Genomic DNA, 26337 nt, shown 5'->3' on the forward strand with positions numbered 1-26337 from the left:
TCAGAGGGGCGGTGGGTCGGTGAGCCGGCGGGGGTCGCGGGTCACTTGGAGCGGGGGCGGAGGATCGCCGTCGCGATCACGGCGGGGGCGGTGATCATCAGCGTCGCGGTGACGACGGAGGTGCCCCCCTTCTGCTTGGTGTGCGTCGCGGGGCGGTAGTGGGGCAGCGCCACGGGCCCGGGAGCCGGCGGCCGGGGCCGCACGGTGGGTGGCGGAGTCGGGGACGGGGGAGGGGGCGGCGCGGGCGCGGGCTCCGGCGGCCTCGTGGTCGGAGGCGCGGGGGACGGCGGCTCCGGCCGGGGCGCGGGCCTGGTGGCCGGCGGCTTCGGCGCGGGCCGGGGAGGGAGCGGCTCGGGCCGCGGGGGCGGCTCCGGTGTCGGCGTCGGGGTCGGGGACGGTTTCGGGGGCTCGGGCGTCGGCGTCGGGGACGGCGGGGGCGTCGGCTCGGGCGTGGGCGACGGGCACGGCGGGGGCGGCTCGGGGTCGCAGGGCTTCGGGTGGTGGTGATGGTCGTGACCCTTGCCCTTCCCCTTGCCGTGACGCTCGTGCCCGTTGCCGTTGCCGTTGCCGTTGCCGTTGCCGTTCCCGTGGTCCTTCCCGTCGTCGTTCCCGTGGTCGTCGCCGTCGTGGTGGCCGTCACCGGCGACCGCCACCGCGAGGTACGAGCCGCCCGAGTCGGTCGAGGCGTAGGCGCAGGCGTCGGCGGAGGCGGGCACGGGTGTGGAGAGCATCCACACGAGCCCGAGGGCCGCCAGCGGCCGCGCGAGGAGTGATCCGTACAGAGACACGCCGTCGAGCTTGATCACAGACGGGGCGCGCCGGGGCGGATTCGGGCCGGATTCGCCAGATGGAGGGGATCTCCGGATGTGTGGGCTTGACGTTTCGCCGGGTGTCGGTGGCGGATTCGGCGCAATGCCCGGTATTGCCGGGCGGGTTGATTCCGGACGGGTGGCCGACACGGCCCGTTCAGGCCTCGCGGAGAAGAACTGTCCGGTTGTCGCCCTGTCGGGCAGGACGGCCAACAGGGCATCCTGCACCGGCGACCGGGCCCCGGGCACCGCAACAGCCGAGGTACGGACGGGGCCTGGGGCTCCACCGGGCGTGGCCGGCGTCGTCCCGGGAACCGACGCACGATCATATGCACGTGAATTTGCACAGCCTGAAGGCGTGAACTCTGCGTTCCCGCCGCACGTGCCAATGGCGTGTGACCAAGAACGGACCGCGAATTTCCGTTTCTACTCGCTCTCCCGGCGGGCGATCAGTAGCCTCACCTCGAACACCGGCCGCGAACACATGGCCGCATCCCCCATGGCGACTTGTTGGAGACATTGATGGAGCGTCCCGCCTGGGCTCCGCCCGGTATCGACATTTCGGTACCGAGCGTGTCCCGTATGTACGACTTCTATCTGGGCGGCTCGCACAATTTCGAAGTGGACCGGGAAGCGGCGCGCAAGGCCATGGAGTTCATGCCTGGCCTGCCCAAGATCATGCAGGCGAACCGTGCCTTCATGCGGCGCGCCGTCCGCCACGCCGTTGACAACGACGTCACCCAGTTCCTCGACATCGGCTCCGGCATACCCACCTTCGGCAACGTGCACGAGGTCGCCCGCGCCGCCGACCCCGCCGCCCGGGTCGTCTACGTCGACCACGACCCCGTCGCCGTGGCCCACAGCCGCGCCGTCCTGGAGGGCGACGACAGCGCGGCCGTCGTCGCCGCCGACCTGCGCAAGCCGGCCGACATCCTGTACAGCCCCGAGGTGACCCGACTCCTCGACCTGGACCGGCCGGTGGCCCTGCTCCTCGTCGCCGTGCTGCACTTCCTGGAGGACCAGGACCGGCCGTACGAGGCCGTCGCCGAACTGATCGACGCCCTCGCCCCCGGCAGCCTCGTCGTCCTCACCCACGCCTCGTACGAGGGCATCCCGCTGTCCGAGGAGGAGGCCGGCGGCACCGTCGGGGTCTACCGCAACATCCGCAACCCCCTGGTGATGCGGTCGGGCGGCGAGATCACCCGCTTCTTCGAGGGCACCGAACTGGTCGAGCCCGGACTCGTCCCGATGCCGCTCTGGCGGCCGGACAGTGCGGCCGAGGAGGAGGATCCGTACGCCTTCTCCGGTTTCGCAGGCGTGGGGCGCAAGGCGTGAAGGTCCCGTCGCAGCCGTCCGGCGCCGTCGCCGAAGCCGACGGCCCGGAGGACAGACTCAGGCGGTTCGTCACCATCTGGAGCCGCGCGATCTTCCCGGTGACCGCCACCTCGCTGACCCGCGCCGAGTTCGAGGGGCATCTGCTGCCGCTGGCCCGCACCCTGTGCGACGCCCTGCACGCCCGCCCCTTCGACACGGCACCGGCCCAGCGCACCGGCACGGCCCTCGTCGCCGCCCACTGCACCGACCCGGACGCGCTCGGCCGCAGCCTCGGCGTCGTCGACTCGTACCTGGTGCTCTACTGCGGTACGGAGTCGGACCTCCCCGCCGAGGAGCTGCGCGCCCGCTGCGCCCGGCTCCAGCACGCCATGGCCGCCGGCTACGCGCAGGCCCTGCGCGAGCGGACCCGCGCCGAGCAGGAGGCCATCGCCCGCTCCGCGCTCGCCGCCCGCAGCGCCGCCGAGATCGCCCTGCACGCCACCGAGAGCCGCTTCCGCGCGGTCTTCGACGGGGCGGCGATCGGCATCGGCATCGCCGACCTCGACGGCAACGTCCTGGAGGTCAACGAGACCCTCACCCGCATGTTCGGCGGGATGGAGGGCCAGGTGCGCAGCCGGAACGTCAGCGAGTGGGTGCACCCGGAGGACGGGCCGCACGTCTGGAAGCTGTACGAGGAGCTGGTCCGGGGCGAGCGCGAGCACTACCGCGTCGAGAAGCCGTACTACCGGGGTGACGGAACGGTTCTGTGGACCAACCTCACCGTCTCGCTCCTCCGGGACGCCGACGGCAACCCCCAGTACCAGCTGGCCCTCATGGAGGACACCACCGAACGGCGCCTGCTCCATCTGCGCCTGCGGTACGAGGCCACCCACGACGCGCTCACCGGACTGCCCAACCGGACGCTGTTCTTCGAACGCCTGGAGAAGGCGCTCGCCCCCGGCGAGAACGCCCGCTTCGGCCTCTGCTACCTCGACCTCGACGGCTTCAAGGTCATCAACGACAGCCTCGGCCACTCCACCGGCGACCGGCTGCTCGTCGAGGTCGCCGACCGGCTGCAGAGCTGCGTCACCGGGGCGGGCGAGATGGTGGCCCGGCTCGGCGGCGACGAGTTCGTCGCCCTCACCACCGGCGCCGCCGGCCAGCGGGACGTCACCGAACTCGCCGACCGCATCCTCGCCGCCCTCGCCACCCCCCTCAGCATCGACGGCCGCGAACTCACCGTGCGCGGCAGCCTCGGAGTCGTCGAGGGCCCGGCGGGGGAGCGCACCCCGGCCGAGGTGCTCCGCAGCGCCGACATCACCATGTACCGGGCCAAGTCGGCGGGCGGCAACCGCTTCGAACTCGCCGACCCGGAGGCCGACGCCCGCGCCATCACCCGGCACGGACTCACCACGGCCCTCCCCGCCGCCCTGGAGCGCGGCGAGTTCTTCATCGAGTACCAGCCGCTCGTCCACCTCGACGACGGCAGCGTGCACGGCGCCGAGGCCCTCGTCCGGTGGTGCCACCCGCAGCACGGCGTGCTCGGCCCGGACCGCTTCATCCCGCTCGCCGAGGACACCGGCCTCATCGTGCCGCTCGGCCGCTGGGTGCTCCAGGAGGCCGTGCGCCAGGCCCGCTTCTGGCAGACCCGGCACTCCGACGGCGGCCCGCTGCGGATCAACGTCAACCTCTCCCCGACACAGCTCCACCACCCGCGCCTGGTCGCCGACACCGTCGACGTCCTGGAACGGTCGGGGCTCGAACCGGGCGCGCTGTGCCTCGAGGTCACCGAGTCGGCGCTGATCGGTGCCGACGAGGACCTGCTGAAGCCGCTGCGGCAGCTCGCCGAGATGGGCGTGGACATCGCCCTCGACGACTTCGGCACCGGCTACTCGAACCTGGCCAACCTGCGCCGGCTGCCGGTGAGCGTCCTCAAGCTCGACCGCTCCTTCACCCGGGGGATGCAGCAGCACCCCGTGGACCCGGTCGACCTCAAGATCGTCGAGGGGATCGTCTCGCTCGCGCACAGCCTGGAACTCGCCGTCACCGTCGAGGGCGTGGAGACCGGGGCGCAGGCGCGACAGCTCCGCGACCTCGGCTGCGACACGGCCCAGGGCTGGTACTACGCCCGCCCGGGCGCCCCGGACCGCATCCACTCGCTCCTCCTGGCGGACGCGGTGTGAGCTCCGCCCGGCCGGACCTCAGTCCTCCTCGGAGGGCTGAGGGGTCCACTCGTACCGGGCGGTGCGGGGGACCTGGTCGCAGATCAGGAGGTATCCCTCGGGGCTGAAGGAGACCGCGAGCGCCTCGTCCGCCGTGCAGGGGGCGAAGGCGGCAGGTCCTGCGGGGTCCGGGGGCCCGGACTCGGCACGGGCCGGAACGGTGCGGACCGGGGCCGGGGACGAGGCCGGAACGCCTCCTGAGCCGGCGTCCGAAGTGAGCGCGGTGAGGGCGGTCGTCGCGGCGACGGCGAGTGCCACGGAGCCGAGCACGACCGCCCCGAGGACCCGCCGCCCCTGTCGAGGGCGGGGTGGCGGTGCCGCGGCAGCAGCCTGAGCCGGGCACGTCTCCTCCGGAGCGCCGGAGAACTGGTCCGGTACGAGGAAGGGTTCGCCCTCCCACAGGACCGGCCACCGCTCGGGCCCCAGAGCCGCCCGGCAGCGGGCCAGTTCGTCCCGGGCCCCGGAGGCCGTGGGCCGGTCACCGGGCGCCTCGGCGGTCATGGCGGCCACGAGCGCGGCGGGCGCGCCGAGTTCGCGGAGTACGAGCCCCGCCGCGTAGACGTCCTGCGCGGGACCGCCCGCCGCCCCGGCCCGGACCTCGGGGGCCAGGTAGTCCGGGGTGCCCGCGACGAACGCGGGTGAGGTGAGACGGAGATGGGGCAGGACGCGGGCCACGCCGAAGTCGCTCAGGTACAGCCGGGGGCGGCCCGTCCCGGTCGCCGCGAGCAGCAGGTTGGACGGCTTCACGTCGCGGTGCACGAGCCCCGCGGCGTGCACGGCCACCAGTGCGTCCATGAGCTGATGGGCGATCAGCAGGCCGACCGTCGACGGAAGTTCTCCGTAGTCGGCGAGGAGGCCTGCGAGGGTGCCGCCGCGCACGAGCGGCAGCACCAGCCAGGCCTCGCCCTCGCGGACGAACCAGTCGACGGGGGCGAGCACGTGCGGATGGCCGAGCCGCACCGACTGCTCGCAGACGAGCCGCAGCAACGACTCCAGGTCCGCACCGCCGGACAGCTTCACGGCCACGTCCGTGCCGTCGCGCGTGTCGACGGCCCGCCAGACCGTGCCCTGCGCCCCGCGCGCCACCGGCGCCACGAGCCGGTACCGTCCGGCGAGTGTCGCCCCTGCTTCCATGCGCCGCAGAGTACCTCCGCGGCGCGGCGGGTCAGAGGGTGGCCAGCGTGAGGACGAGGGTGTCGCCGGTGGTGACGACCGAGACGGAGGTCTTGTCCGTGGTGGCGGTGAAGACGCCGGCGACGTCCACCACCGTGTACTGGGCGCCCTCCAGGGCCTTGCGGTACTCGCCGAGCGCGGCCTGCGGGTCCGGGGCGCTGTAGGTCATGACGTAGCCGCCTCTGCTCCCGGTGACCGAGGTCAGCTCCCCGGCCGGCAGCGGCAGGCCCGCGGGCAGGTCGTCCGGCTTCTTCACGCCGTCGGTGACGGGGGCGTCCGGGGTCGCGGAGCCGGCTCCGTCGGTCGGGGCCTCGGTCGTGGCGGTGGCGGTGGCGGACGGCTTCGCGTCGGTGCTGCCGGAACCGCAGGCGGTCAGCCCGAGGACGGCGACGGCGGCGACGGCGAGCAGTGAAGTGGTGCGCTTCCAGGGCATGGTGACGTCCCATCAGTGAGGGTGGACGAGGTCGTGCCTTTCCGATCGGGAGATTGACACATGAAAACTCCCTTTGACAAGTGTCAATCCGGAGGCCTAGCGTCCCGTGCATGGACGCGACCGCCATCGCCCGCAATCAGGAGCTCCAGCGCCAGTGGTACGGGGCTCCGCTCGGCGAGCTGTGCCGGGAGCTCTGCGACCGCTTCGGAACGACCCAGTCCGCACTCGCCGAGACCCTGGGGATCTCGCCCGCCATGCTCAGCCTCGTCATGCGGGGCCAGCGCGCCCGGATCGCCAACCCCGACGCGGCGGCCCGCCTCTCGGCCGTCCTCCACCTCGCCCAGGAGGTGCGCGCCGGCACCGTACCGGCCGCGGACGCCTCCCTCGCCCTCGCGGAGATCCGCGCCAGCAGAACACCGGGCCAGGACTCGATGGGCGTCGCGGTGACCCCGCACCGGGCGGGGGACGACGGCCCGGCGGACCCGGACCCCGACCTGCGCTTCGCCCTGCGCCTGCGCGAGCTGCTCACCGGCCGCGCGAGTGCCGTCGACATCCTCGCCGCGGCCGCGCTCCTCGAAGCGGACCACCCCGGGCTCGCCGAGGTCCTCCGGATCTGCGGCGCGGGCCGCACGGACGAGGCCGTCGCCCTCGTCCGCGCCTCCGGCCGGTGACGCCGGGCGTGTCACACGCCCCGGCGGGAGGCCATGAGCAGCCTCTGGAGCTCCCGCGCGGCCCTCGGCGGCGCCACGTCGCTGCGGTGTGCCAGCGCGATCGTGCGCCGCAGTCCCGGCCGGGCCAGCGCCGTCACCCGTAGGTCCCGCCCCGCGCGGGCAGCGACCATCGCCGGCACGACCGCGAGCCCGAGCCCGGCCCGTACGAAACCGAGCACCGCGTCCAGCTCCCCGCCCTCGACCGTGAACGTGGGCTCGAAACCCTCCGCCCGGCAGGCCGCCACGGTCAGTTCCCGCAGGTCGTAGCCGTGCCGGAACATCACGAGCGGCTGGTCCCGCAGATCCTGGATCCGCACCGGCCGACGGGGCGCGGGCTCCGACGCGGCGGAGACCACGACCAGGTCCTCCCGCAGCAGCTCGACCGTCGTCAGGGCGGGGGAGGGGGAGGGCAGCGGCAGCACCACCAGGGCCAGGTCGAGCGCCCCGCGCGCCAGCTCCCGTACGAGATCGTGCGAGCCGCCCTCCTCGATCAGGAGCTCGATCCCCGGGTGCAGGTCGTGGAAGGCGCGCAGCACGTCCGGAAGGAGCCCCGTGCACAGGCTCGGCGTCGCCCCGAGCCGCACCCGGCCCCGCTTGAGCTGGGCCAGCTCCTGCACCTCCAGGCGGGCCGTCTCCGTGTCGGCGAGGATGCGGCGCGCGAGCGGCAGCAGGGCCTCGCCCGCGTCGGTGAGGGCGATGTTCCCCCGGGCGCGGCTGAACAGCTCCGCGCCCAACTCCTGTTCCAGGGCCTTGATCTGCTGGGAGAGCGAGGGCTGCGAGACGTGGACGCGCTCGGCGGCCCGGGTGAAGTGACGGGTCTCGGCCACGGCGACGAAGTAGAGGAGCTGCTGGAACTGCATGGTCCCAGCGTAGAGGACATGAATAGGTTCAGCCTATCGAGATCAGCCGGACCATGTCTTGGACCTCTCGGGTCCTCCGGCCCTAGCGTCGAGAACATGGCTCTGGCACCCACGAGGGAGCGGACGGCCGCCCGCCCGCCGTCCCCCACACCGTCCCGCGGATTCTGGTCGTCGACCCTCGGCAAGAAGACGGTCATGGCCGTCAGCGGGCTCATCATGCTCGGCTATCTCGTCGCCCACGTCGCCGGAAACCTCAAGGTCTTCTTCGGCCCCGAGGAGTTCAACGCCTACGGCCACTGGCTGCGCGTCATGGGCGCCCCGGTCCTGCACCACCACTGGGCCCTCTGGATCGTCCGGGTCGTGCTCCTCGCCGCCGTCGTCGCCCACGCCGTCTCCGCGTACCAGCTCAGCCGACGCGACGTGAAGGCCCGCCCCACCGCGTACGTCCACCGCCGCAAGCGCTCCTCGTACGCCACCCGCACCATGCGCTGGGGCGGGATCATCCTCGCCCTCTTCATCGTCTGGCACGTCCTCGACCTGACCACCGGCACCGTCCACCCCGGCGGCTTCGAGGAGGGCAAGCCCTACCAGAACGTCGTCGACACCTTCTCCACCTGGTACGGCGACGTCGTCTACATCACCGCCATGCTCGCCCTCGGCCTCCACGTCCGCCACGGCTTCTGGAGCGCCGCCCAGACCCTCGGCGTCGGCAGCGCCCGCCGCGAGCGCCTCCTCAAGGCCCTCGCCAACACCCTCGCGCTCGTCCTGACCGCGGGCTTCGTCTCCGTCCCCGTCGCCGTCATGACCGGAGTGGTGAGCTGACATGACCTTTTCCGACTACGCCACCGGTGAACCGATCACCGACACCAAGGCCCCCGTCGGCCCCGTCGCCGACCGCTGGGACACCCGCCGCTTCGAGGCGAAGCTGGTCAACCCCGCCAACCGCCGCAAGCACCGGATCATCGTCGTCGGCACCGGCCTCGCCGGCGGCTCCGCCGGCGCCACCCTCGCCGAACAGGGCTACCACGTCGTCCAGTTCTGCTTCCAGGACTCCCCGCGCCGCGCCCACTCCATCGCCGCCCAGGGCGGCATCAACGCCGCCAAGAACTACCGCAACGACGGCGACTCCGTCCACCGCCTCTTCTACGACACCGTCAAGGGCGGTGACTTCCGGGCCCGCGAGTCCAACGTCCACCGCCTCGCCCAGATCTCCGTCGAGATCATCGACCAGTGCGTCGCCCAGGGCGTCCCCTTCGCCCGCGAGTACGGCGGACTCCTCGACACCCGCTCCTTCGGCGGCGTCCAGGTCTCCCGCACCTTCTACGCCCGCGGCCAGACCGGCCAGCAGCTCCTCCTCGGCGCCTACCAGGCGCTGTCCCGGCAGATCGCCGCCGGAAACGTCGAGATGCACGCCCGTACGGAGATGCTCGACCTGATCGTCGTCGACGGGCGGGCCCGCGGCATCGTCGCCCGCGACCTGATCACGGGCGAGATCTCCACCCACTACGCGGACGCCGTGGTCCTCGCCAGCGGCGGCTACGGCAACGTCTTCTACCTGTCGACGAACGCCATGAACTCCAACGCCACCGCCGTCTGGCGGGCCCACCGGCGCGGGGCGTACTTCGCCAACCCCTGCTTCACCCAGATCCACCCCACCTGCATCCCGCGCACCGGCGACCACCAGTCCAAGCTCACCCTGATGAGCGAGTCGCTGCGCAACGACGGCCGCATCTGGGTCCCCAAGGCGCAGGGGGACACCCGCCCCGCCGCCGACATCCCCGAGGGCGAGCGCGACTACTACCTGGAGCGCATCTACCCCTCCTTCGGCAACCTCGTCCCCCGCGACATCGCCTCCCGCGCCGCGAAGAACGTCTGCGACGAGGGCAGGGGAGTGGGACCCGGCGGACAGGGCGTCTACCTGGACTTCGCCGACGCGATCCGACGGATGGGCCGCAAGGCCGTCGAGGAGAAGTACGGCAACCTCTTCGACATGTACGAGCGGATCACCGCCGAGAACCCGTACGAGGTCCCCATGCGGATCTACCCCGCCGTCCACTACACGATGGGCGGACTCTGGGTCGACTACGACCTCCAGACCACCGTCCCCGGCCTCTTCGCCATCGGCGAGGCCAACTTCTCCGACCACGGGGCCAACCGGCTCGGCGCCTCCGCCCTCATGCAGGGCCTCGCCGACGGCTACTTCGTCCTCCCCGCCACCATCAACGACTACCTCGCCCGCCACCCGTCGAGCGAACCCCTCGACGACGACCACCCGGCGGTCCGCGAGGTCCTCGCCGAGACCGAGGACCGCCTCCACCTCCTCCTCTCCGTCGACGGCGACCGCACGCCCGACTCCTTCCACCGCGAACTCGGCGAACTCATGTGGGAGTACTGCGGCATGGCCCGCACGGAGGAGGGACTGAGCAAGGCCCTGCGGCGCATCCCCGAGATCCGCGAGGAGTTCTGGAGCCGCATCAAGGTCCCCGGTTCCGGCGAGGAGTTCAACCAGTCCCTGGAGAAGGCCAACCGGATCGTCGACTACCTGGAGCTCGCCGAGCTCATGTGCCTCGACGCGCTCCACCGCGCCGAGTCCTGCGGCGGCCACTTCCGCGAGGAGTCCCAGACCCCGGACGGCGAAGCCGCCCGCCGCGACGAGGAGTTCGCGTACGCCGCGGCCTGGGAGTTCGGCGGCACCGGAACGGCCCCCGTCCTCCACAAGGAGGACCTCACCTTCGAGTACGTCCACCCCACCCAGCGGAGCTACGCATGAGGCTCAACCTGCGCGTCTGGCGCCAGAAGGACGGCGGCACCGAGGGCGCCATGGCCACCTACGCGGTGGACGGCATCTCGCCCGACATGTCCTTCCTCGAGATGCTCGACACCCTCAACGAGGACCTCATCCTGCGCGGCGAGGACCCCGTCGCCTTCGACCACGACTGCCGCGAGGGCATCTGCGGCGCGTGCAGCCTCGTCATCAACGGCGACGCGCACGGGCCGGAGCGCACCACGACCTGCCAGCTCCACATGCGCTCCTTCCGCGACGGCGACACCATCGACGTCGAACCCTGGCGCGCGTCGGCCTTCCCGGTCGTCAAGGACCTCGTCGTCGACCGCTCCGCCTTCGACCGCGTCATCCAGGCCGGGGGCTACATCAGCGCCCCGACGGGCTCGGCCCCCGAAGCCCACGCCACCCCGGTCCCCAAGGCCGACGCGGACTCCGCCTTCGAGCACGCCGAGTGCATCGGCTGCGGCGCGTGCGTCGCGGCCTGCCCCAACGGCTCGGCGATGCTCTTCACCTCCGCCAAGATCAACCACCTGAACGTCCTGCCCCAGGGCTCCCCGGAGCGCGAGACCCGGGTCCTCGACATGGTGGCCCAGATGGACGCCGAGGGCTTCGGCGGCTGCACCCTGACCGGCGAGTGCGCGACGGCCTGCCCGAAGGGCATCCCGCTCCCGTCGATCGCGGCGATGAACAGGGAGTGGCTGCGGGCACAGAGGAAGGTGAAGGGGTAGGGCTAGATCTAGGGGGAGGGGCAGCGGGTCAGTCGGCGAGTGCCCTGGCCAGGTACGGGGCCGTCCGGCTCTCCGGTGACGCGGCCACGTCGGCGGGCGGTCCGGCGGCGACCACCTGGCCCCCCTGGTCGCCCCCGCCGGGGCCGAGGTCGACGACCCAGTCGGCGGTGGCGACGACGTCCATGTCGTGCTCGACGACGATCACCGAGTGCCCGGCGTCCACGAGGCCGTGGAGCTGACGCATCAGGACCTCGACGTCGGCCGGGTGCAGCCCGGTGGTCGGCTCGTCCAGGACGTAGAGGGTGTGGGCGCGGCGCGGCCGCTGGAGTTCCGAGGCGAGTTTGATGCGCTGCGCCTCGCCACCGGAGAGCTCGGTCGCGGGCTGCCCGAGCCGCAGATAGCCGAGGCCCACGTCGAGGAGGGTGCGCAGGCTCCGGGCGGCAGCCGGGGTGTCGTCGAAGAAGGCGGCGGCCGACTCGACGGTCAGATCGAGGACCTCGGCGATGGTGAGGCCGCGCCACCGCACCTGGAGGGTCTCGGGGTTGTAGCGGGCGCCGTGGCAGTCGGGGCAGGGGGCGTACGTACTGGGCAGGAAGAGGAGTTCCACCGAGACGAAGCCCTCGCCCTGGCAGGTCTCGCAGCGGCCCCCGGGCACGTTGAAGGAGAAGCGGCCCGCCTTGTACCCGCGTGCCCTCGCCTCCTCGGTCTCCGTGAACAGCTTGCGCACGACGTCGAACAGACCCGTGTACGTGGCGAGGTTGGAGCGTGGCGTCCGGCCGATAGGGCGCTGGTCCACCGTCACCAGGCGCCCCACGCCGGACAGTTCCTCGGTCAGCATCCCGACCAGGGTCGACTTTCCCGAGCCCGAGACGCCCGTGACGGCGGTGAGGACGCCGACGGGGAAGGCCGCGTCGACCGCCCGCAGGTTGTGCCGGGTCACCGGGCCCGTCCGCAGCCAGCCGGCCGGGGCCCGTACCTCGCGCGCGGGCGCGGGCGCCCGGTCGAAGAGGAAACGCCGGGTCGCGGACGCCTCGACGCCGGCCAGTTCGCCCGGCGGGCCGCTGTGCAGCACCCGCCCGCCGTGCACTCCGGCGCGCGGGCCGACGTCCACGAGCCAGTCGGCGTGCCGGACGACGTCCAGGTGGTGCTCGACGACGAAGACCGAGTTCCCGGCGGCCTTGAGCCGGTCGAGGACCACGAGCAGCGCCTCGGTGTCGGCCGGGTGCAGCCCGGCGGACGGCTCGTCGAGGACGTACACCACACCGAAGAGGCCCGAGCGCAGCTGGGTCGCGAGCCGCAGCCGCTGGAGCTCGCCGTTGGAGAGGGTGGGGGTGGCGCGGTCCAGGCTGAGGTAGCCGAGGCCGAGTTCGGTGACCGTGCCGATCCGGGCGACGAGGTCGGCGGTCAGGACGCGCGCCGTCTCCGAGGCGTCCGCCGTCGCCGCGGCGGTCGACAGAAGACCGGACAGGGCGGTGAGCGGCAGTGCGGCGAGCTCGGCGACGTTCCGTCCGGCGAAGGTCACCGCCAGCGCCTCGGGCCGCAGCCGGCCCCCGCCACAGGCCGGGCAGGGCGCGCTGGTGAGGAACCGCTCCGCCTTCACGCGCAGGGTGGGGCTCTTGGAGTCGGAGAAGGTACGCAGCACATAGCGGCGTGCGCTCATGTACGTGCCCTGGTACGGGCGTTGGATGCGGTCCGCCTCCCGCACCGGGTGCACGGTGACGACCGGCTGCTCGTCCGTGAAGAGGATCCACTCCCGGTCCTTCGCGTCGAGCTCCCGCCACGGCCGGTCGACGTCGTGGCCGAGGGTGTCGAGCACGTCCCGCAGGTTCTTCCCCTGCCAGGCCCCCGGCCAGGCGGCGATCGCACCCTGACGGATCGACAGGCCGGGGTCGGGCACGAGGAGTTCCTCGCTGGTGTCGTGAACCAGCCCGAGACCGTGGCACGAAGGGCACGCGCCCGCCGCCGTGTTGGGCGAGAAGGCGTCGGAGTCGAGCCTCTCCGCGCCCTCCGGATAGCGGCCGGCTCGCGAGAACAGCATCCGCAGCGAGTTGGAGAGGGTGGTCACCGTGCCGACGGAGGAGCGGGCGTTCGGCGAGGACCGGCGCTGCTCCAGGGAGACCGCCGGCGGAAGCCCGGTGATCTCACCGACCGCGGGCGCCCCCACCTGGTGGATCAGCCGCCGCGCGTACGGGGCCACCGACTCGAAGTAGCGGCGCTGCGCCTCGGCGTAGATCGTACCGAAGGCCAGCGACGACTTGCCGGAGCCGGAGACGCCGGTGAACACGACGAGCGCGTCGCGCGGGATGTCGACGTCGACCCCGGCGAGGTTGTGCTCGCGGGCGCCTCGGACGCGGACGTAGGGATCATGCGGGCTGTCGTGCATGGCGCGACTTTATCGAATGCTCCGCCTTTGCCCCGGTCGCTCCGGTAGGGGCTCGGGCGGCCCGGGGACGCGCGATGGCTCCGGTGGCCCGGTCGGCCCCAGTGGCTCGGGTGGCTGCGGTGGCCGCGGGCGGAAGCCGGCCGCGGCCGGGCGGCCGCGCCCCCGTGCCGTCAGGCGGTCGGCGGTGCCAGACCGACGGCCCGGGCGAGACGGCGGTACGACTCGCTGAGCGCCGCCCGGTCGTACGTGCTCGTGGTGACCAGCACCTCCTGCGCCCCGGTCTCCTTCACCGCCCGCTCCAGCGCCTCGGCCACCTGCTCCTCCGTGCCGTGCACGTGCCCGTCGAGCCCCGCCTCGTAGAAGCCGCGCTGCCTCTCCGTCATCGGCAGCCCCTCGATCCGCTCGGGCGCCGCGAGCGGCGGGAACACCCCGCGGGTGCGGGAGTACGCGAGCGACCACGCCTCCGGGATCAGCAGCCGCCGTGCCTCCGCCTCCGTGGCGGCCACCGCGACCGTCCCGGCGACGACCACGTACGGCTCGGCGGCCCACGGGGACGGGCGGAAGCCGGCGCGGTACGTGTCGACGGCCGTGAGCACCCGGTCCCGGCCGCGCAGGTCGCCGATGACCAGGGGCAGTCCCGCCGCCGCTGCGATCCCGGCGCCCTCCCCGGTCGCGAGGACGAAGGGCGGGACCCGGAGGCCCTCGGTGGGCCGGGCGTGCACCTGAGGATGGGCCGTCTGCTCGCCGGTGAACCAGCCGAGGAGCTCGGTGAGCTGCTCCCCGAACCGGTCGGCCTCGTCCTTGTCCCGGCCGAGCGCCCGTCGGATGCCGTCCGTGAACCCCACCGAGCGGCCGATCCCCATGTCGATCCGGCCGGGGAAGAGGGACTCCAGCACCCCGAACTGCTCGGCCACGACCAGCGGCCGGTGGTTCGGGAGCATCACCCCTCCCGTACCGACACGGACGGTGGAGGTCGCGGCGGCGACGGCGGCGGCGAGAACCGTGGGGGCCGAACCGGCGACCCCGGGCACACCGTGGTGCTCCGACACCCAGAAGCGGTGGTAGCCGAGGGCCTCCACCTCCTGGGCGAGGCGCACGGTGTCGCGCAGCGCCTGGGGAGCGTCCTCGCCCTCCCGGGTGCGGGAGCGGTCGAGGACGGAGAACCGGATGCCGTGGAGGAAGGTGCTCACAGAGGGTTCAACGCGCGGGGCCGGGAGGGATTCCCGGGGCGGGATCCAGGCCCGCAGATCCCGGGGCGTGAAGCCCGGGGCGCCGCCGTACGGCCACCGGCCGGGAGAGCCGCTGTGCCGCTCCACCGGCCGGGAGAGCCGCCGTGGGGCTCCGCACGCCGGGAGGGATTTGCTCGCGCTCCGTAATCCCCGGGCGCCCGCGTCCCGCCGCTCCTACGCTGGGGCCCGTGACATCGGACAACAGGCCCCTGGCCGTCTTCGACCTCGACAACACGCTCGCCGCGACCGCGCACCGCCAGCACTTCCTGGAGCGCAAGCCCAAGGACTGGGAGGCCTTCTTCGCGGCGGCGCCCGACGATCCGCCGTTGGAGGAGGGCGTCGCGCTGTGCCGCGAGGCGGCCGAGGAGTGCGAGGTGGTCTATCTGACCGGGCGGCCCGAGCGCTGCCGCCGGGCGACCGTGGAGTGGCTCGCGGAGCAGGGGCTCCCGGAGGGGGCGATCCACATGCGGCGCAACCGTGACTTCCGGCCGGCCCGGGTGACCAAGGTGGAGATCCTGCGCCGGCTCGCCGCCGACCGAAAGGTGAGGATGCTGGTCGACGACGACCTGGCGGTGTGCGACGCGGCGGAGGCGGCGGGCTTCCGTGTCGTACGGGCCCGCTGGGCGGAGCCCTCCGAGGCGCTGAGGGAGGCTCAGGAGAAGGAGGGCCGCACCTGATGCCGGCCGGGGCCGATCAGTCCTCGTCCTCCAGTCGGAAGCCCACCTTCAGGCCGACCTGGTAGTGCTCGATCGCGCCGTCGACGAGGTGGCCGCGCACCTGCGTCACCTCGAACCAGTCGAGGCCCCTCAGGGTCTGCGAGGCGCGCTGGATGCCGTTGCGGATGGCCTCGTCGAGGCCCTCGGTGGAGGTGCCGACGATCTCGGTGACGCGGTAGGTGTGATTCGACATGGGGGCCGAACTCCTCTCGTGGCGTTCCCTCCACGGTGCCCCGGGGCGCGTCGGCGCGCGACACGACGGGGCTCGTGGCGTTCCCTCCACGGTGCCCCAGGGTGCGTCGGCGCGCGACACGACGGGGCCGGGCGACCCACGAGTAACTACCGACGGTAATGGAGCAGACCGTCCGTCCGGGGTGCGGAACGGGATCGTCAAGGACTTGACCATCCCGTTGGTCCAGACCAGAATCCAGGCCACATACCCGCGCGAACACCCCGTTCGGTCCCCCCATGCCGGGTCAGCCCCCATGCGCACGACCCTGTGCTGAACCTGAGCAGAAGGTGACCCACGTGAAGAACCGCCATCTCGCCTGCCCCCTGGCCGCCGCCACCGCGCTCGCCCTCGCCGGCTGCGGGATGCTGCCGGGCGGCGACGGCGGGACGAAGACCGTGAACATCTGGCTCATGCGGGACAGCGTCAGCGAGGACTTCCTCACGCGCTTCACCGAGGCCTACGAGAAGGAGCACGACGGGGTCGAGCTCAAGTTCACCATCCAGGAGTGGACCGGCATCGGGAAGAAGGTCACCGAGGCGATCCAGGGCTCCGGCGGCCCCGACGTCATCGAGGTCGGCAACACCCAGGTCGCCCAGTACGCCGACACCGAGAAGCTGTTCGACCTCACGCTCGAATCGGTCCGCGACCTCGGCAGCGAGGACTGGCTGCCCGGTCTCGCCGAGCCCGGCAGCATCGCCGGAACCCAGTACGGCATCCCCTGGTACGCGGCCAACCGCATCGTCATCTACAACAAGGACCTGTTCGCGGACGCCGGCATCGACAAGCCGCCCGCCACCCGCGCCCAGTGGCTCGACGACACCGAGAAGCTCAACCAGGACGGCTCCCAGGGCATCTACCTCGCCGGCCAGGACTGGTACACCCTCGCCGGATTCATCTGGGACGAGGGCGGCGAGCTCGCCGTCGACAAGGGCGGCCAGTGGACCGGCGCGCTCGACAGCCCCGCCGCCCGGCGCGGCATGGCCTTCTACAAGGAGCTCCAGGCCCTCGGCTCCGGCCCGAAGAACGCCGACGAGCAGACCCCGCCGCAGGCCGACGTCTTCGCCAAGGGCGACGTCGCCCAGCTCATCGCCACGCCCAGCGCCGTCGCCGCCGTCCTCAAGGCCAACCCGGACCTCAAGGACAAGCTCGGCTACTTCCCGATACCCGGCAAGAAGGCCGGTCAGCCCTGCGCCGTCTTCACGGGCGGCTCCGACCTCATCATCCCGGAGAACGCGCCCCGGCGCGGCGCGGCCCTCGACGTCGTCAAGGCGCTCGCCGGCGAGAAGTGGCAGTCCGAACTCGCCCGCGCCATGGGCTACGTACCCAACAAGAAGGGCCTCGCCTCCGTCGTCGCCGGCCAGGAGGCCACCGCCGTCATGGCGAAGGGCGCCGCACGCGGCCGGGCCACCCCCAACTCCCCGCAGTGGGCCGACGTCGAGGCCGACAACCCCATCAAGCCGTACATGACGGCCGTCCTCCAGGGCGAGGACCCCGTCAAGGCGGCCAGGGACGCCTCGGCCGCGATCACGGACAGCCTCGCCGAATAGCATTCAGCGTTCGCACACCCGCGAGCCCCCGGACGGTCATGTCGAATCCAGCCGGTGACGGAAGAAGTAAAGGGCCGGGCCACCGCTCACGCGGCCCGGCCCCGCCCCTTCCCCTTCCGTCCCGCCGGAGGAGCCCGCCATGTCCGCACCGACGCCCACGCTCGCCGTCCCCGCACAGCCCCAGGCCCGTGACCTCACGACGCCGGTCGGCGCCCCCGCCGAGCAGCCCACGCCCCGGTACGTCGTCGGCCTCGCCCGGGACCAGGAGGACGTCCGGGCCGCCCAGCGGCTGCGCCACCAGGTCTTCGCCGGCGAGCTGGGCGCCCTGCTCGACGGGCCCGAGCCCGGCCTCGACACCGACGCCTTCGACGCGTACTGCGACCACCTCCTGGTACGGGAGGAGAGCACCGGCGAGATCGTCGGCACCTACCGGATCCTGCCGCCCGACCGCGCCGCCGTCGCCGGACGCCTCTACTCCGAGAGCGAGTTCGACCTCACCCGGCTCGCCCCCGTCCGGCACGACCTGGTGGAGGTCGGCCGCTCCTGCGTCCACCCCGCCCACCGCAACGGCGCCGTGATCGCCCTCATCTGGGCCGGCCTCGCCCGCTACATGGAGCGGACCGGCCACAACTGGCTCGCAGGCTGCTGTTCGATCCCGCTCGCCGACGGCGGCACCCTCGCCGCCGCCACCTGGGACACCGTCAAGTCCAAGCACCTCGCCCCCGAGGAGTACTGGGTCACCCCGCACAAGCTGTGGAGCCCCGACGGAGTCACCCGCCCCGAGGGCCGCACCGAGCTCCCGCCGCTCCTGCGCGGCTACCTGCGGCTCGGCGCCTGGGTCTGCGGCGCCCCCGCGCACGACCCCGACTTCGGCGTCGCCGACCTCTACGTCCTGCTCTCGCTGCGCCGCACCAACCCGCGCTACCTCAACCACTTCCTCTCGCTCGCCCCGGCGCGGTGAACGGGTCCACGGCCCTCCCGCCGTGGCTCCCCACGGCGCCCTGCACCCCGGGCCACTGCGCCGCCCACCCGGAGACCGGCCGTGACCACCGGGCCGACCGGGCGGGGGCGGTCCTCGCCGTCGCCCGGCTGACCGCCGGGATCGGCGCCGTCCTCCTCGGCCTCCTGCTGGCCCCGGCCGCGGGGCTGCTCCCGGCGGCCACCCGGCTCGCCCTGGTCCGCTTCTGGACACGGGCGGTGGTCCGCGCCTTCGGCGTGCGCGTGCGGTACGAGGGGGAGGCCGGCGCGGTCACCGGCCCGCTCCTCGTCGTCGCGAACCACGTCTCCTGGCTGGACATCCCCCTCCTCGCGGCCGTGCTGCCCGGCCGGATGGTGGCCAAGGCGGAGGTCCGCCACTGGCCCGTCCTCGGCACGCTCGCCGCGCTCGGCGGCACCCTCTTCATCGACCGCGACCGGCTCAGGGCCCTGCCCGGCACCGTGCGGGCGATGTCCGGGGTGCTCGCCGGCGGGGGCCGGGTGGTCGTCTTCCCGGAGGGCTCGACCTGGTGCGGGCGGGCCCGGGGACGCTTCCGCCCGGCCGCGTTCCAGGCCGCCCTGGACAGCGGATGCGCCGTGCTGCCGGTACGGATCGACTACCGGCCCACCGGAGCCGCCGCGTACGTCGGGGACGATCCGCTGGGCACGTCCCTGTGGCGGGTCGTCAGCGTGCGGAGGATGGTCGCCGATATTCGAATACTGGATCCGATATCCAGCCTCCGGTATCCGGACCGCGGTGCCCTGGCCGCAGCGGCTCAGCGCGCCGTCGATCAGGGCACCGTCTCTCAGCGAGCCGTCTCTCAGCGCACTGTCGCCAACGAGAGCGCGAACCTGCCCTCGCTGTCCGTCCACCAGCGGGCCAGTTCGAGGCCCGCCGCCGCCAGCTCCTCCCGTACACCCGCCTGACGGAACTTCGCCGACACCTCCGTCCGCATCTCCTCGCCCGCCGCGAACGGCACCACCAGATCCAGTTCCGGGATCTTCACGGTCAGCGCGCGGCGGGCGCGCAGCCGCATCTCGATCCACTCCCGCTCGGCGTCCCACACCGCCACGTGGTCGAAGGCCTCCGGATCGGCGTCCGCACCCAGCTCCCGGTCGATCACGGACAGCACGTTCTTGTTGAACGCGGCCGTCACCCCGGCCGCGTCGTCGTAGGCGGCCACGAGCGTCGCCTCGTCCTTCACCAGGTCCGTGCCGAGCAGCAGCGCGTCGCCCGGCGTGAGCATGGCCCGGACCGACCGCAGGAAGGTCCGCCGCTCGGCGGGGAGCAGATTGCCGATCGTCCCGCCGAGGAAGGCCACCAGACGCGGCCCCGGAGTCCCCGGCAGTGCGAGCCCGCGCGTGAAGTCGGCGACGAGCGCGTGCACCCACAGGTCGGGCCGGTCGGCGAGCAGCGACTCGGCCGCCCCGGTCAGCGCGGACTCGCTCACGTCCACGGGCACGTACGCGTCCAGACCCGGAAGCAACGCGTCGATCAGGAAGCGGGTCTTCTCGGAGGAGCCGGAACCCAGCTCCACCAGGGTCCGGGCCCCGGTCGCGGCGGCGATCTCCGGCGCCCGCGCGACCAGGATCTCCCGCTCCGCCCGAGTGGGGTAGTACTCGGGCAGCCGGGTGATCTCCTCGAAGAGCTCGCTGCCCCGGGCGTCGTAGAACCACTTGGGCGGCAGCTCCTTGGGGGAGCGGGTCAGACCGTGGAGGACGTCGGCGCGCAGATCGGCGCCTGCGGCGTCCGCGGCGAGGGTGCGGGTCAGCTGGAACGGGCTCACGCGGACGGCTCCTTGAGCGGGGTGAGGGTGACATCGGCGTGGTCGGCGGTGACGAGCGTCCGCTCGGGCACCTCCCGCCAGCGCGGATCGTCGTCGTACGGTTCGGAGGCCACGACCGTCCGGTCGGGGCCCGTCAGGTACCAGAGGCTGTTCCGCCAGGCGGTCGCGACGATCCGCTCGCCGTCGGTGAGCAGCAGGTTCAGCCGGGAACCGGGGGCCGCGGCCGCGACCTCCCGCACGGTGTCGGCCATGGCGTCCCCCGGCGCGTCCCCGGCCCGCAGCCGGTGCAGCACGAGCGCCCACAGCAGCGCCGAGTCGGTGCGCGCCTCCAGGCGCAGCAGCTCCCCGGACGGCAGCGCGTCGGCGAGGGCCGTGAGGGAGTCGGGCCAGCCCTCGACCGCGCCGTTGTGGCTGAACAGCCAGGGCCCGGAGGCGAACGGAGCCGCCGCGGCCTCCCCGTCGGCGCCGGGGAGCGTGGCCCCCCGGACCGCCCCGAGGAACGCGCCGGAGCGCACCACCCGGGCGAGGTCCGCGAAGGACAGGTCCCCCCAGATCGGGCCGGCCCGCCGGTACCGCGCCGGCACCGGATCGCCCTCGGCGTACCAGCCCACGCCGAAGCCGTCGGCGTTCACCACCCCGCTGTCCTGCGTACGGGGCTCCCAGGACTGGCGCAGCAGGGCGTGCGCCGGCCGGACGAGCAGCTCCCCGAGCGCCACCGGCCGCCCCAGGTAAGCGACATGACGGCACATCAGTCGAGCTCCGCGTTCCGTGCCGTCCGGAAGCCGGAGAAGATCTGGCGCCGCACCGGCAGGTCCCAGTTGCGGAAGGTGCCCCGGCAGGCGACCGGGTCCACCGCGAACGAACCGCCGCGCAGCACCTTGTGCTCCGGCCCGAAGAACACCTCCGAGTACTCCTTGTACGGGAAGGCCATGAACCCCGGGTACGGCAGGAAGTCGCTCGCCGTCCACTCCCACACGTCACCGATCAGCTGCCGTACGCCGAGCGGCGAGGCGCCCGCCGGATAGCTGCCGGCCGCCGCGGGCCGAAGGTGCCGCTGCCCGAGGTTCGCGTGCTCGGGACCCGGATCCGCGTCGCCCCACGGATAGCGGCGGGAGCGCCCGGAGACCGGGTCGTGGCGGGCCGCCTTCTCCCATTCCGCCTCGGTCGGGAGCCGGCGCCCCGCCCAGCGCGCGTAGGCGTCGGCCTCGTACCAGCTGACGTGCAGGACCGGCTCCTCCTCGGGCACCGGCTCCGTCACCCCGAACCGGCGGCGCAGCCACTGCCCGCCGTCCCGGCGCCAGAACAGCGGCGCCCCGATGCCGTGCTCTCGGATCTGGGCCCACCCCTCGGGCCGCCACCAGCGGCGGTCGGTGTAGCCGCCGTCGGCCATGAAGGCGAGGTAGGCGCCGTTCGTGACGGGGGTGGTGTCGATGTGGAAGGCGGGGACGATGCGGGGGTGGGCCGGCCGTTCGTTGTCCAGGGCCCACGGTTCGTCCGAGGTGCCCATGGTGAACGGGCCGCCGGGCACGAGGACTTCGGGGGGCAGCGGCCCCGACCGCAGGACCGGGGGCGGGGGAGCGGTCAGGGCCGCGGGCCCCTTCCGCAGCTGATGGGTGATCAGCATCGTCTCGTCGTGCTGCTGTTCGTGCTGGGCGATCATGCCGAACGCGAACCCCGCGTCGAGCAGCGGCCGCCCCTCCAGCGGTGTCGTCTCCAGCACGTCGAGGACCCGGACCCGGACGTCCGCCGCATAGCCGCGGGCCTCGCCCGGCGAGAGCAGCGGCAGCGACGGACGGGAGGCGCGCGGGTGCTGGAAGGCGTCGTACAGCGAGTCGATCTCGGGCCGCAGCGCCTCGCGCCCCGCGACGGCCCGCCACAGCCACTGCTCCTCCTGGTTGCCGATGTGCGCCAGATCCCAGACGAGCGGGGACATCAAGGGCGAGTGCTGCGCGGTGAGTTCGCCGTCCTCCACGCAGCCGGTGAGGAGCGCGGTGCGGTCCCGTGCGGTGGTGAGGGCGTCGAGGGCCTTCCGCCGCAAGGCCTCCGGCCCGGCCCCGGTGTCGGTCGCGGTCATGACGTCACCACCTGGAGGTTGTCGGCCGGGCAGCTCCCGGGGATCACGTACCGCTCGTGGAAGGCGGCGACCGCCCGCCGCACCTCCTCGCTCGCCCCGATCCGGGGCAGCGCGTCGAGCGCGGCGGAGAACACCGCCCGGGCGGCGGCGTGCAGCTCGGGATCGGCGAGACCGTCCCGCGCCGCCGCCTCCCAGAGCGGATTGCGCGGGGCGGGACCGGGACCGGCCTGCTCCGCCAGCGGTTTCACCGCCCGGTACACGGTCTCCGCCGCCTCCGGGTCGTCGAACACGGCCGTCGTCACCGCCACCGGCACCATCCAGCCGTCCGCGCCCGGCTGCGCGTCGACCATCCGCAGCTCCAGATGACCGCGCGGCCGCACCGGCGGGAAGAGGGTCGTCATGTGATACCGCAGGTCGTCGGCGTCGGCCGGACGGGGAAGGCCGGTCCGCAGCCACTCCCGGAACGTCAGACCCTCCGGTACCGCCCACGGCCCCTCCTCGGCCCGCACGCACATCACCGGGGTGTCCAGGACGTGCGCCGCCCACTCCGCGCGCGGCTCCCCGTCCGGCGACGGCGCGAGCGCCCGCCGGGGGTCGAGATCCGCCCACAGCGCCTGCCGCGTCGAGCGCCAGCCGGTGCGGCGCCCACCGTGCACCGGCGAGTTGGCGAAGGCGGCCACCAGCACCGCACCGAGGAGGTGCGCGAGCCGCCAGCGCCGGTGATAGCCGAGCGGACCCGGCTCCTCCAGGCCGGCGTCGAGGCAGATCTGAACCGACGCCGAGTCGCACATCATCGCCCGCCCGGCGGGCCCGGTCCGGTCCAGCGCGGTCTCCATCGCGTCGTACCGCGGCTCGTGGAGCACCCGGCCGCGCGGCGCGTGCCAGGGATCCACCCCGTAACCGCTGAGGGTGAGGCCGAGCGGCCCGAGCGCCGCCCGCACCGCGCCCAGGTCGGCGGCGAGCGAGTCGAGGCACTCCATGAGGGAGCCGGCCGGGCGCGAGCTCAGCTCCAGCTGCCCGCCGGGTTCGAACGTGAGGGCCGACACCAGGGGCAGCGCCCGTACGGTGTCCAGCGCGGCCGCGAGCCTCGGCGGCCGTACGGGCCGGCGGGGGTCACGCAGCTCGTGCACGAGCCACTCCAGCTCCACCCCCACCGTGCGGGGCGGGCCGGTCTTGAAGCAGATACATCGCAGCAGGTCCTCCGCCTCCGCCTCGGTGAGAGGGGGGCCGCCACGCGGTATGCCGCTCGGCGACATCCGTGCACCTCCTGGTCGTCGGGGTCCCCGCGGGGACCCTTACCGGTGAGCCGCTGCTTCCACCTAAAGCCACCTCCCAGCGGCGTGCAAGAGCGCCTCGGACGGCCCCCACGCGCCCCCTGTGCCCCCGCTCGTCCAAAATCCCCCGCCGTATCGGGGAACTCACGGAAAACCCGTTGTCCCCGCCGAGACGAAACGATCATCCTGAGGTCCATGAGTGCACGACTGCGCGAGATCGCGCGGCGGACCGAGGAGATCGTCGCCGCGGGCCACTACCGCGCCCCCGACGGCCGGACCGTCTCCCTCGCCGAAGACCTGGCCGCGGCCCTGGCCGGAACCCGCCTCCACGGCCCCGGGCCCGTCCCCGTCACCCCCGACACGGACCGCACGCCCACCCTCTCCGTCACGGCCGAGAGCAGCCTGGCGGCGGCCCGCCGCATGACCACGACCGATGCCACCCGGCAGGTCGCCGTCCTGAACTTCGCCTCGGCCCGCAACCCCGGCGGCGGCTACCTCAACGGCGCCCAGGCCCAGGAGGAGGCCCTCTGCCGCTCCTCCGCCCTCCACGCCACCCTGCTGCGCGCCCCCGACTACTACGCCCACCACCGCGCCGAACGGGACGACGCCCTCTACACCGACCGGGTCATCCACTCGCCCCGGGTCCCGGTCTTCCGCGACGACCGGGGCGCCCTGCTCGTCGAACCCTTCACGGTCGGCTTCCTCACCTCGCCCGCGCCCAACGCGGGCGTCGTCCGCCGCAACACCCCCGAGCTCGCGGGCCGCCTGCCCGCCGCCCTCGCCTCGCGCGCCGAGCGCGTCCTGGAGACGGCCGCCGCGGCCGGCTACCGGCGGCTCGTCCTCGGCGCCTGGGGCTGCGGAGTCTTCCAGAACGACCCGGCGGAGGTCGCGGGGGCCTTCAAGGCCCTGCTCACCGGCGAGGGCCGCTTCGCCGGCCACTTCGAGGAGGTCGTCTTCGCCGTCCTGGACCGCGCCTCCGGCACCCCGACGCTCGCCGCCTTCCGGCGGGTCCTCGCGAACCCGCTCTGACATGCGGCTCTGGTGCCCCCGTGCCAGGCTGAGGGCATACGGACCACCGTCCGACACCCGTCACGGGAGGCACGATCGTGGGCAAGAAACAGACCCGGACGAACCGGGGAGCCCGTACCGGCGGCCATGAGGCCCGCACCGACGCGGCCGCGAAGGAGAAGAGCTCGCCGGCCCCCACGAGAGAGGCGTCGATGCCTCTCGTCGAGCACGCGTCCCACCGCAAGGAACGCAAGTTCGGCCACAACTGAGGCCGAGCGGATCACACGCGAGGGCCCGGCGCCGTGACGGCACCGGGCCCTCGCGTACCTCACGTACGGGGTTACTGCCCGTCGCCCACCGGGATCTCCACGCTCCCCTCGGAGCGCGGGGCCGGCGGCACCGGCAGCGCCACCCCGGCCGCCTTCTCCTGCGCCGCCGGGCTCATCGTGGCCAGGAGCTGCCGGGCCAGGCCGAGGCCCGTCCCGCCCATGGTCAGGGCCTTGGCGAACACGTCCGCCATGCCGTCGGCGCCGTTGAGCAGCACCATCTGGTCGACGTTCCCGAAGGCGGAGGCACCCGCGGACACGATCTCCGGCCACTTCTCGGCCAGCTGCTGGGCGACCACGGCCTCCTGGTTCTCCGCGAGCGCCGCAGCCCGCGCCTTGATCGCCTCGGCCTCGGCCAAGCCCTTCGCGCGCGTGGCCTCGGCGATCGCGAGGCCCTTGGCGTGCTGCGCCGCCGCCTCCGCCTCACCGGTGAGCCGGGTCGCCGTCGCCTTGGCCGCGCTCGCCAGCTCCGTCTCCTTCGCCTCGGCCTCGGCGGCCGAGATCCGGGCGTCACGCTCGGCCGCGGCCAGCGTCCGGGTCTCGTACGCCATCGCGTCGGCCGGCTTGCGGACCTCCGCCTGGAGCTGCTGCTCCTTGCGGTGACCCTCCAGCTCGGCGACCCGGGTCTCCTGGACGACGACCTCCTGGCGCGAGGCCGCGTCGGCCAGCGGACCGGCCTGCCGGGCCTTGGCGGAGGCCTGGTCCCGCTCGGCCTGGTAGCCCGCCTGGAGGATCTCGCTGTCGCGGGTCGCCTCCGACATGCGCGCCGCTGCCTGCTGCTCGGCCTCGGTCGCGCGCCGGTTCGCCTCCGCCTGCGCGATCCGCGCGTCCCGCTGGACGGCGGCCGCGTGCGGGGCGGCCAGGTTCTTGATGTACCCGGTCGGGTCCTCGATCTCGTGGATCTGCAGCGAGTCGACGATCAGGCCGAGCTTCTCCATCTCCGTGCCACAGGCCGAGCGGGCCTGCCCGGTCAGCTTCTCCCGGTCACGGATCATGTCCTCCACGGTCAACCCGCCGACGATGGCGCGGAGATGACCGGCGAAGACGATGTGCACCCGCTCCGACATCAGCTTCTGCTGGTCGAGGAAGCGGCGGGCGGCGTTGGCGATCGACACGAAGTCGTCACCGACCTTGAAGATCACCACTCCGCGGACCTTGAGCGGAATGCCCTGGTGGGTGACGCACTCGACGGACAGCTGCGTCTCGTTGAGGTCCAGCGAGAGCTTCCGTACCGCCTGGACGCCGGGGAGCACGAGGGTGCCGCGCCCGGTGACGATGCGGAACCCCATGCCTGCGCCGAGGCCCTCGTTCTTGTGGTTGGAACCGGAGATGATCAGCGCCTCGTTGGGTTCCGCGACGCGCCACATCATTTTGAACACACCGATCAGAACGGCGATGGCGCCGACGACGACGCCTGCCAGAATGCCGATGCTCATGGACAAGGTCCCCCTTCACCGGAGCCGTGCGGATCCGGTGAAGGGAGTGTGCGCCCGTGACGGGCGCACACTCAACGGTTCGGTCAACTGTCGTACGCGGCTGTGACATAGACGGTGCGTGGAGGGAGATGTTCCATGACCATCACGACCGTGCCGACCTCGATCCGCTCCTTCGGCGTGGCGGGATGGGCGAGGAAGTGCTCGGCGCCGCCGCGGATCCGGACGATCACCTCGCCGACGAGGCCGGGGCCGACGGTGCCGGTCACCCGGCCGAGCAGTCCCACCATCGAGCTGTCCATCGACGTGTCGTCCATGG

At 73.2% G+C, this 26337-nt stretch carries 25 protein-coding genes; 12 read left to right on the forward strand and 13 right to left on the reverse strand.

Annotation, left to right across the window (positions count from 1 at the left end):
- Window positions 1-41 precede the first annotated feature (41 nt).
- Window positions 42-788: a hypothetical protein gene (locus ACN9M0_RS32670; protein WP_426404692.1), complete on the reverse strand. Its 747-nt coding sequence runs from the start codon at window positions 786-788 to the stop codon at window positions 42-44.
- Window positions 789-1331: 543 nt separating this feature from the next.
- Here ACN9M0_RS32670 and ACN9M0_RS32675 point away from each other — a divergent pair.
- Both ACN9M0_RS32675 and ACN9M0_RS32680 read left to right on the forward strand, forming a co-directional pair.
- Window positions 1332-2144 carry an SAM-dependent methyltransferase gene (locus tag ACN9M0_RS32675; RefSeq protein WP_366041345.1) on the forward strand — a complete coding sequence of 271 codons (813 nt, stop codon included), beginning with the start codon at window positions 1332-1334 and terminating at the stop codon, window positions 2142-2144.
- Window positions 2141-4306 (forward strand): putative bifunctional diguanylate cyclase/phosphodiesterase, encoded by a 2166-nt coding sequence (locus ACN9M0_RS32680; RefSeq protein ID WP_366041344.1) that lies wholly within the window; start codon window positions 2141-2143, stop codon window positions 4304-4306. Before ACN9M0_RS32675 ends, ACN9M0_RS32680 begins: the two co-directional genes overlap by 4 nt.
- An 18-nt stretch (window positions 4307-4324) precedes the next feature.
- Here the strand turns inward: ACN9M0_RS32680 and ACN9M0_RS32685 are convergent, their stop codons facing one another.
- Entirely contained in the window at window positions 4325-5479 is a 1155-nt protein-coding gene (locus ACN9M0_RS32685) for a protein kinase domain-containing protein (protein ID WP_426404693.1), read from the reverse strand.
- Between the two features lie 31 nt (window positions 5480-5510).
- Window positions 5511-5951 (reverse strand): hypothetical protein, encoded by a 441-nt coding sequence (locus ACN9M0_RS32690; protein ID WP_366041342.1) that lies wholly within the window; start codon window positions 5949-5951, stop codon window positions 5511-5513.
- 110 nt (window positions 5952-6061) lie between these two features.
- On the opposite strand from ACN9M0_RS32690, the gene ACN9M0_RS32695 reads away from it, so the two are divergent.
- The gene (locus ACN9M0_RS32695) at window positions 6062-6622 is read left to right on the forward strand and encodes a DNA-binding protein (RefSeq protein ID WP_426404694.1); all 561 of its coding nucleotides are present in this window, start codon (window positions 6062-6064) and stop codon (window positions 6620-6622) included.
- An 11-nt stretch (window positions 6623-6633) separates the two neighbouring features.
- On the opposite strand, the gene ACN9M0_RS32700 is transcribed toward ACN9M0_RS32695, so the two are convergent.
- Window positions 6634-7521, reverse strand: coding sequence for a LysR family transcriptional regulator (locus ACN9M0_RS32700; protein WP_366041340.1), 888 nt, complete (start codon window positions 7519-7521; stop codon window positions 6634-6636).
- A 96-nt stretch (window positions 7522-7617) separates the two neighbouring features.
- On the opposite strand from ACN9M0_RS32700, the gene ACN9M0_RS32705 reads away from it, so the two are divergent.
- From ACN9M0_RS32705 to ACN9M0_RS32715, 3 genes are read left to right on the forward strand one after another with little or no spacing between them, the layout of a single operon-like run.
- The gene (locus tag ACN9M0_RS32705) at window positions 7618-8343 is read left to right on the forward strand and encodes a succinate dehydrogenase (protein WP_399701671.1); all 726 of its coding nucleotides are present in this window, start codon (window positions 7618-7620) and stop codon (window positions 8341-8343) included.
- A 1-nt stretch (window position 8344) separates the two neighbouring features.
- Window positions 8345-10291: a fumarate reductase/succinate dehydrogenase flavoprotein subunit gene (locus ACN9M0_RS32710; protein ID WP_426404695.1), complete on the forward strand. Its 1947-nt coding sequence runs from the start codon at window positions 8345-8347 to the stop codon at window positions 10289-10291.
- Window positions 10288-11034 carry a succinate dehydrogenase/fumarate reductase iron-sulfur subunit gene (locus ACN9M0_RS32715; protein WP_366041338.1) on the forward strand — a complete coding sequence of 249 codons (747 nt, stop codon included), beginning with the start codon at window positions 10288-10290 and terminating at the stop codon, window positions 11032-11034. Before ACN9M0_RS32710 ends, ACN9M0_RS32715 begins: the two co-directional genes overlap by 4 nt.
- A gap of 28 nt (window positions 11035-11062) precedes the next feature.
- Here ACN9M0_RS32715 and ACN9M0_RS32720 read toward each other — a convergent pair whose 3' ends face one another.
- Window positions 11063-13417, reverse strand: coding sequence for an ATP-binding cassette domain-containing protein (locus ACN9M0_RS32720; RefSeq protein WP_426404696.1), 2355 nt, complete (start codon window positions 13415-13417; stop codon window positions 11063-11065).
- Between the two features lie 170 nt (window positions 13418-13587).
- Window positions 13588-14607, reverse strand: a complete 1020-nt coding sequence (locus ACN9M0_RS32725) for an MsnO8 family LLM class oxidoreductase (RefSeq protein ID WP_426404697.1) — start codon at window positions 14605-14607, stop codon at window positions 13588-13590.
- A gap of 227 nt (window positions 14608-14834) precedes the next feature.
- Here ACN9M0_RS32725 and ACN9M0_RS32730 point away from each other — a divergent pair, with 227 nt between their 5' ends.
- Entirely contained in the window at window positions 14835-15323 is a 489-nt protein-coding gene (locus tag ACN9M0_RS32730) for an LNS2 domain-containing protein (RefSeq protein ID WP_366041335.1), read from the forward strand.
- A gap of 16 nt (window positions 15324-15339) precedes the next feature.
- On the opposite strand, the gene ACN9M0_RS32735 is transcribed toward ACN9M0_RS32730, so the two are convergent.
- Window positions 15340-15555, reverse strand: coding sequence for a dodecin (locus tag ACN9M0_RS32735; protein ID WP_366041334.1), 216 nt, complete (start codon window positions 15553-15555; stop codon window positions 15340-15342).
- Between the two features lie 335 nt (window positions 15556-15890).
- Here ACN9M0_RS32735 and ACN9M0_RS32740 point away from each other — a divergent pair, with 335 nt between their 5' ends.
- The 3 genes from ACN9M0_RS32740 (at window position 15891) to ACN9M0_RS32750 (ending at window position 19043) form a co-directional block, all read left to right on the forward strand.
- Window positions 15891-17141 carry an extracellular solute-binding protein gene (locus tag ACN9M0_RS32740; protein WP_366041333.1) on the forward strand — a complete coding sequence of 417 codons (1251 nt, stop codon included), beginning with the start codon at window positions 15891-15893 and terminating at the stop codon, window positions 17139-17141.
- Window positions 17142-17280: 139 nt separating this feature from the next.
- Entirely contained in the window at window positions 17281-18102 is an 822-nt protein-coding gene (locus ACN9M0_RS32745; protein WP_426404698.1) for a GNAT family N-acetyltransferase, read from the forward strand.
- The gene (locus ACN9M0_RS32750) at window positions 18099-19043 is read left to right on the forward strand and encodes a lysophospholipid acyltransferase family protein (RefSeq protein ID WP_426404699.1); all 945 of its coding nucleotides are present in this window, start codon (window positions 18099-18101) and stop codon (window positions 19041-19043) included. The genes ACN9M0_RS32745 and ACN9M0_RS32750 overlap by 4 nt, the downstream gene beginning before the upstream one ends.
- Here the strand turns inward: ACN9M0_RS32750 and egtD are convergent.
- Genes egtD through egtA form a run of 4 tightly spaced genes read right to left on the reverse strand, consistent with a single transcriptional unit; the run spans window position 18938 to window position 23233 of the window.
- Window positions 18938-19903, reverse strand: coding sequence for an L-histidine N(alpha)-methyltransferase (egtD, locus tag ACN9M0_RS32755; protein WP_366041330.1), 966 nt, complete (start codon window positions 19901-19903; stop codon window positions 18938-18940). The two genes, ACN9M0_RS32750 and egtD, sit on opposite strands and share 106 nt — an antisense overlap.
- On the reverse strand, window positions 19900-20652 hold the full coding sequence (egtC, locus tag ACN9M0_RS32760) for an ergothioneine biosynthesis protein EgtC (protein ID WP_366041329.1): 753 nt from the start codon (window positions 20650-20652) through the stop codon (window positions 19900-19902). Before egtC ends, egtD begins: the two co-directional genes overlap by 4 nt.
- Entirely contained in the window at window positions 20652-21977 is a 1326-nt protein-coding gene (gene egtB / locus ACN9M0_RS32765) for an ergothioneine biosynthesis protein EgtB (RefSeq protein ID WP_426404700.1), read from the reverse strand. Before egtB ends, egtC begins: the two co-directional genes overlap by 1 nt.
- A complete protein-coding gene (gene egtA / locus ACN9M0_RS32770) occupies window positions 21974-23233 on the reverse strand; it encodes an ergothioneine biosynthesis glutamate--cysteine ligase EgtA (protein WP_366041327.1) in 1260 nt (419 codons plus the stop codon). The genes egtB and egtA overlap by 4 nt, the downstream gene beginning before the upstream one ends.
- Before the next feature lie 213 nt (window positions 23234-23446).
- Here egtA and ACN9M0_RS32775 point away from each other — a divergent pair, with 213 nt between their 5' ends.
- Complete coding sequence (locus ACN9M0_RS32775; protein ID WP_426404701.1) at window positions 23447-24280, forward strand: TIGR02452 family protein; 834 nt, start codon at window positions 23447-23449, stop codon at window positions 24278-24280.
- A 77-nt stretch (window positions 24281-24357) separates the two neighbouring features.
- On the forward strand, window positions 24358-24528 hold the full coding sequence (locus tag ACN9M0_RS32780) for a hypothetical protein (RefSeq protein WP_366041325.1): 171 nt from the start codon (window positions 24358-24360) through the stop codon (window positions 24526-24528).
- Between the two features lie 71 nt (window positions 24529-24599).
- On the opposite strand, the gene ACN9M0_RS32785 is transcribed toward ACN9M0_RS32780, so the two are convergent.
- Both ACN9M0_RS32785 and ACN9M0_RS32790 read right to left on the reverse strand, forming a co-directional pair.
- Complete coding sequence (locus ACN9M0_RS32785; protein WP_366041324.1) at window positions 24600-26021, reverse strand: flotillin family protein; 1422 nt, start codon at window positions 26019-26021, stop codon at window positions 24600-24602.
- A gap of 83 nt (window positions 26022-26104) precedes the next feature.
- A complete protein-coding gene (locus tag ACN9M0_RS32790) occupies window positions 26105-26335 on the reverse strand; it encodes a hypothetical protein (RefSeq protein ID WP_366041323.1) in 231 nt (76 codons plus the stop codon).
- Window positions 26336-26337 lie beyond the last annotated feature (2 nt).

Origin of the sequence: Streptomyces sp. R-07 (genome assembly GCF_049913175.1) — a bacterium.
GTDB lineage: Bacteria > Actinomycetota > Actinomycetes > Streptomycetales > Streptomycetaceae > Streptomyces.